This window comes from Gemmatimonas sp. (genome assembly GCF_041689975.1).
Lineage (GTDB): Bacteria > Gemmatimonadota > Gemmatimonadetes > Gemmatimonadales > Gemmatimonadaceae > Gemmatimonas.
The window spans coordinates 1-5,759 of record NZ_JBDNFF010000175.1 but is presented as its reverse complement, the minus strand read 5'-3'; the positions used below and the strand labels follow the sequence as shown (position 1 = coordinate 5,759).

Sequence of the window (5,759 nt, the reverse complement as noted above, 5' to 3'; positions counted from 1 at the left end):
TGCGTAGGTCTCGGAGTCGATTTCCGGTGGAGAGCACGGCCGGGAGCGCGCCGATGTCCTGGGTTCGGACATGCCACTGCGCGAGTGTTTGGCCCAAGCTCGAGCAGACGTTCTCGATCCGCGTTCTCGACACATATGGGCTACTCGGCAGGCGGGTGCTGAGCTGCGTGCGCCATTCCTCCCAGTCGAGCGGGGCTGCCTCCATGGCGATTGCCGGCAGCTCGTCGTCCTGCCAGAGCAGCTGGGGGACCCTGCCCGGAGTGATGCCTCCGAAGAGTTGGAGGGCCTGCGCTTCGGCGCGGCCGCGCGAGACATCCGCCTCCCAGGTCGTCGGCACCCGCAGTTGGGCCAGCGGAGCCTTGACGACCAGCCCGAAAGGGCTGACGGTCTGGTAGCGCTCGGTCTGGTCCTCGGGCGCGATCCGCCACACGTCGGACGAGACCCCGCCGGTGAGCGGAACCAACCCCGCACCCTCGACGATGACACCGTCGCTCACCAATACTGAGGTGACGGCCACGATCTCATTCATCCGAATATTCCCCTTTCAACTCGATTGTTTGCTGCTATATTTGTCAACAGTTGGCAATAGACTAGCTCGATTCGCACTCTACTATGGAGGACTTTGATCATGTCGGCTTTCGTTGATCGTATCGCTGCAGCACCCGTCACGTGGGGCGTGGATGGCTCTCCGGGCTGGGGCCTGATCCTCCCGCGCGATCGGGTGGTGGAGGAAATGAAGTCGCTGGGCTTATCGGCCATGGAACTCGGCCCGGACGGCTTCCTGCCATCAGATCCAGAGGAACTCAACGAATACCTCAGCGAGAACGGCCTGCGGGTGATCGGTGGTTGGGTGCCGATGGCGATGGCCTTTCAGGACCTCTTCGACGCCGACGTGGACTACCTCCACCGTGCGTGCCGGCAGTTCCAAATGGCCGGAGCCGATGTCCTCATCCTCGGGCCGGTGTGGGACCTGTTGGGGTACGAGAAGCGCGGGGTCCTTGACGCGGGTGAGTGGGCGACGTTCTTCGCGAACCTGTCGGTGGTCGGCGAGGTGGCATCGAGCTTCGGACTGCGCACGGCTCTGCACCAGCACGTCGGCACCGTTGTCGAGGACATGTCCGACCTGCAACGTGTGCTGGACAACTCCGATGTGAGCCTGTGCGTGGACACCGGCCACATGATGTCGACTGGCATCGACCCGGTCGCTGTCGTTACGCAGGCCGCGGACCGGGTGGCTCACGTGCACCTCAAGGACATCCAGGTACGCCTAGCGAACATGGTGCTCTCGGGTGAGACTCCGTTTCGCACGGCCTGCCTCGACGGACTGTTCCAGCCGCTGGGCAAGGGCGACGTCGACCTCCCGGCCGTGATCTCGACTCTTGAGGCGGCTGGATACGCGGGCTGGTACACGATCGAGCAGGACTGCTCGCTGTCGGAGATCCCACCACCCGGAACCGGGCCGGTTGAGGACTGCGCCATAAGTCTCAACTACCTCAAGGAGTTAGGCGCGAGTAACTTTGTGTCGACCAGCACTCTCAAGGCGGCCGATGGCAAGCATTGACGAATACCTTTTCAATCCCAGCCGCTTGCAGGATCCGTATCAGTACTTCGACGAGATCAGACGGAGCGGCTCTGTTCAGTGGAGCGACTACCTCAACGGTTGGACGGTCATCGATCTTGCCGCTGTCCGCGAGGTGAGCAAGCACAAGGACGTCGGACAAGGCGATCGAACCGGATCCCAGCTTCGCAACCTGGCCCCGCACGAGGCGAAGGCGCTGGCACCGATCTCCGAGCACATGCCACGGGCGCTGTCGTCGCTGGATCCCCCCGATCACACCAAGCAGCGTGCTGCCGCGACGTCCGTCATCGACGCGAAGCTCACCCGAACGCTGGGACCAGATGTCCAGGCCATCGTCGATGACCTGCTTGCCAATATCCAGGCACGGGGTTCCTTCGATGGCAAGGTGGACTTCGCCCTGCCGCTGACGACCTCGACGATGTCGCGCATCGTCGGGGTCCGGCTCGAGGACCGCGACGAGTTCGTCGAATGGGTCGAGTGCGTCTTCCGGTTCCTCGGAAGCGATCAGACCGACGCGGAGATGGCACTGGAGTGCAAGCGCGCCTACGTCGCCATGGGCGACTACGTCCAAGAACTCATCCAGCACGAGCGCCGATCGCCAACAACTCAACATCGCGAGACCACACTCATTCCACGCCTGGTCTCATCACAGCGCGACATGGACAGAACCGACGACGACCTGGTCGGGATGCTGGTAGGGATGGTTCAAGGGGGATTCGAGACGACGACGAGTCTGATCTCGAGCATGATCACCCTGCTCATGCTGCACCCCGAACAGCGCGCGCGCCTCCTGGCGGATCCCTCGTTGCTCGACTCGGCCATCGAGGAGACGCTTCGCTACGAGACTGCGTTGAAGTTCGGACTTCGGCAAGCGCAAACCGACCTTGTCGTCGACGGCCATCCGATCGCGCGCGGGGATGTACTCGCGCCGATATTGTCCCTCGCAAATCGCGATCCGAACGTCTTCGAGCGCCCTCACACATTCGACATTGGACGCAAGCCGAATCCCCACGTCGCCTTCGGCTTTGGGACGCACTTCTGCATCGGTGCGCCACTGGCGAGGTTGCAGGCCCGAATAGGTGTCGGCGCACTCCTCGAAAAGTTCCCGAACATGACCCTTGAGGCAAGCGACGTCAGTTGGCGTCCAAGCTTTCTCTTGCGTCAGGTCGCGGAAGTGCCGTTGACCGTCGGGACCTTGATGAAGGCCTGACCAGTTGCTTCGGGTGACATGGCCGAATAGCCACCGTCGACTGCCAGTTCGGCACCGGTGATGAACGACGCTCGGGGCGAGAGTAGGAAGATGATCGCGTCGGCGATCTCCGCCGGGTTGCCTAGGCGTCCCATCACCTGAAACTCGGCGGCGACCTCGTCGGCGCGCGCGCGGGCGCCATAGCGTTTCTCGAGGTTCCGACTCCAAGTCCAGCCGGGGAGCACGGCATTGACGCGGGTGCCTTCTGCCGCGAGGAGTGTGGCGCAGTTGCGCGTCAGTCCGAGCAGGGCCGCCTTGGTCACCGGATAGAGAAGGCGATCAGGCTGGGCACGCAGGCCGCTGATCGACGCTACATTGACGATCGCGCCGCCGCCGCGCGCGGCCATCGATTCTTGGCAGAGTGAGATCAAGCGTGCGGCGGAGATGACGTTGACGTCCATACTCCGATGCCAGTCTTCGTGGGTTGCCGCCAGCCTCGGGTCGGCGAACACGGCGGCCGCGTTGACCAGGTAGTCGACACCGCCGAACTCGGACCTAATCCGGGTGACGAGTTCCCGCAGGTGGGCGTCGTCAGCCAGTTCGCCGCCGGCGAAACTCACCTGGTCAGCCAGGCCGAGTTCCGCGATATGATGAGCGCTCTCGGGAAGGTCGGTGGCGAGCACTCGCGCGCCGCGTGCGACGAGACCCTCGATTGTCGCGCACGCAATGAGCGACCCTGCTCCCGTGACGATGGCGACCTTGCCGGTTAGGTCGTCGGACTGCGCGACGACGCTGCGATCAGCTGCCGGGTTGGCCATCAGACGATCCGCTGATGCTTCTTGTCGGCCTCGTGCTCGCCCCGGGCCAGCCGCACCTCGGCGCGCTCGCTCACCTCGGGCACTCCGACCTCCCACCAGGCCCCGCCCTCGAGCCAGGTGTAGGCCTGCACCGGCAGGACGAGGGCGTAGCTGGCCGTCGCCGCCCGCGCTCGAGCAAATGCGGCGGGCAGCAGGTCGAGTGATTCGACCCGCTCGCCCTGCGCGCCCATCGAGGTGATGTGCTGCAGCAGGTCGACGGTGGTGTCGGTAACGCGACGACTCGAGGCATACAGGTTGTTGAACTCGGCCCCGCCCGTATTGACCTGCAGTCGGTTGATCACCGCGTATCCGCCGTTGTCGCACACGATGAAGATGGCCTTGTGGCCGGTGAGCACGGTCGAGAACACATCCGAGTTTGCCATCAGGTAGGAGCCGTCGCCCATGAAGGTGAGCACCTCGCCACCGGTGCGGGCGCGCTCATCGACTCGGGCCATGCTTGCGCCCCACGCACCGGCTACCTCGTAGCCCATGGTCGAGAAACCCCACTCGGAATCAAAGGAGTTGGGCGCCAGCGCACTCCACGCCATCGTCAACTCGCCGAGGATGCCGCCTGCGGCGCACACGACGTAGTCGTCGGCGGTTGCCAGTGCGTTGCACGCTTTAATGATCTGCCCGTACGAGGGTGGATCGAGGTCCGTGCGCTGGGTCCAGCCGTCCAGGTATGCGTTCCACTCGTTGACCAGGTCTGTCGCGCGCCCGAGCCACGACTGGGCCGCGGCGTAGGTACCCATTTCCTCGTCGATCATCGTCAGGCTCTCGAGCGCATCTCCGATGACGGCGCAGTCGGTGCGTTTCATTGCGTCCCACCGATTCGTGTTGACAAGGATGAAGCGCGCATTGGGATTCTTGAATACCGACCATGATCCGGTCGAGAAGTCCTGAAGTCGAGTGCCGATGGCGAGGATGACGTCGGCTTCCTCGGCCACGGCGTTCGCCGAACTCGAGCCGATGGTTCCGAGGGTCCCGACGTTGTTCGGATGCGATCCAAGGACGGTGGCCTTGCCAGCGGCGGTCTCAGCGATCGGGATGCCGCGGCGCTCGGCGAAGCTCGCAACGAGGTCGTTGGCCTCGGAGTAGCGCACGCCGCCACCCGAGAGGATCAACGGCTTCTTGGCTTCGGACAGCAGTGTTACGGCCTTCTCGACATCGCGCCGGTCCGGTGCTGGCCGCCGGAAGTAGTGGTATCGCGTCTGGAAGAACTCGACCGGAAAATTGAATGCCTCTGCCTGGACGTCCTGGGGGAGCGCGAAGAACGCCGGACCGCAGTCGCCCGGATCCATCATGGTGGCCAGTGCCTGCGGGAGCGAACGGATGATTTGCTCGGGACGGCTGATCCGGTCCCAATACCGGACCACGGTCTTGAATGCATCGCACACCGAGACAGTGGGATCGGAGAACGTCTCGATCTGCTGGAGCACCGGGTCGACCGCGCGATGCACGAAGTAGTCGCCGCTGAACATGAGCAGCGGGATCCGGTTGACGGAGGCGACGGCGGCGGCAGTGAGCAGGTTGCTGCAGCCGGGCCCTACCGACGTGGACGCGATCATGATCTGCTTGCGCAGCTTGGCCTTGCTGTAGGCGACGGCGGCGAGCGCCATCGTCTGCTCGTTTTGGCCGCGCCAGGTCGGCAACTGGTCTTGGACCGGTTCGAGCGCCTCGCCCAAGGTGGTCACGTTGCCGTGCCCGAAGATGGCGAACACACCGGCGAAGACCGGCTGGTCGACTCCGTCGATCAGTGTGCGCTGGGCAATCAGCCACTTGACGATGGCCTGGTCTGTGGTTAGTCGTAGCGTGCTCACGCACATCTCCCTTCGAGTTGGTTCACCGAGTTGATTACCGCTAGTACAGCGCGCCGCTGATCGCTTCGTCCATGGAACGGGCCGCCGCGACCTGCTGTGCGAAGCCCGCGCGCAGCCACACCGCGTCGGTCCCGACCGAAGTGAGTCGATAGCCCAGCGACTGCGCCCGCCGGCAGTCGGCGCCGGACGCGGTGTGAATTCCGGGGATCACCCCGTGCTCGTCGCATGCCTGGACGATCCGGGTCAGTAGGGCGTCGAGTTCGGCCGACGCTCCGCCGACCGGTAGGCCGTGGGTCAGTGCGAGGTCGGCCGGT

General features: G+C 64.3%; 4 protein-coding genes and 2 pseudogenes. 2 read left to right on the top strand and 4 right to left on the bottom strand.

Annotated features, from left to right (window positions below; genetic code table 11):
• Nucleotides 1–529, bottom strand: a pseudogene (locus ACESNG_RS11260) (hypothetical protein); the annotation flags it as partial.
• A 99-nt stretch (nucleotides 530–628) separates the two neighbouring features.
• On the opposite strand from ACESNG_RS11260, the gene ACESNG_RS11255 reads away from it, so the two are divergent.
• Together ACESNG_RS11255 and ACESNG_RS11250 are read left to right on the top strand one after the other, a co-directional pair.
• Entirely contained in the window at nucleotides 629–1,561 is a 933-nt protein-coding gene (locus tag ACESNG_RS11255) for a TIM barrel protein (RefSeq protein WP_373069002.1), read from the top strand.
• 235 nt (nucleotides 1,562–1,796) lie between these two features.
• The gene (locus tag ACESNG_RS11250; RefSeq protein WP_373069000.1) at nucleotides 1,797–2,789 is read left to right on the top strand and encodes a cytochrome P450; all 993 of its coding nucleotides are present in this window, start codon (nucleotides 1,797–1,799) and stop codon (nucleotides 2,787–2,789) included.
• Here ACESNG_RS11250 and ACESNG_RS11245 read toward each other — a convergent pair.
• From ACESNG_RS11245 to ACESNG_RS11235, 3 genes and pseudogenes are all read right to left on the bottom strand, one after another.
• Complete coding sequence (locus ACESNG_RS11245) at nucleotides 2,741–3,586, bottom strand: SDR family oxidoreductase (RefSeq protein ID WP_373068998.1); 846 nt, start codon at nucleotides 3,584–3,586, stop codon at nucleotides 2,741–2,743. The genes ACESNG_RS11250 and ACESNG_RS11245 overlap by 49 nt on opposite strands.
• Nucleotides 3,586–5,451, bottom strand: a complete 1,866-nt coding sequence (gene iolD / locus ACESNG_RS11240) for a 3D-(3,5/4)-trihydroxycyclohexane-1,2-dione acylhydrolase (decyclizing) (protein ID WP_373068996.1) — start codon at nucleotides 5,449–5,451, stop codon at nucleotides 3,586–3,588. Before iolD ends, ACESNG_RS11245 begins: the two co-directional genes overlap by 1 nt.
• A 34-nt stretch (nucleotides 5,452–5,485) precedes the next feature.
• Nucleotides 5,486–5,759: pseudogene (locus ACESNG_RS11235) on the bottom strand (hypothetical protein); the annotation flags it as partial.

What these genes read in the sequence shown, in the direction of transcription:
- ACESNG_RS11255 (WP_373069002.1), top strand. Translation starts at nt 629, where the DNA reads ATGTCGGCTTTCGTTGATCGTATCGCTGCAGCACCCGTCACGTGGGGC.
- ACESNG_RS11250 (WP_373069000.1), top strand. Translation starts at nt 1,797, where the DNA reads ATGCCACGGGCGCTGTCGTCGCTGGATCCCCCCGATCACACCAAGCAG.
- ACESNG_RS11245 (WP_373068998.1), bottom strand. Translation starts at nt 3,586, where the DNA reads ATGGCCAACCCGGCAGCTGATCGCAGCGTCGTCGCGCAGTCCGACGAC.
- iolD (WP_373068996.1), bottom strand. Translation starts at nt 5,451, where the DNA reads ATGTGCGTGAGCACGCTACGACTAACCACAGACCAGGCCATCGTCAAG.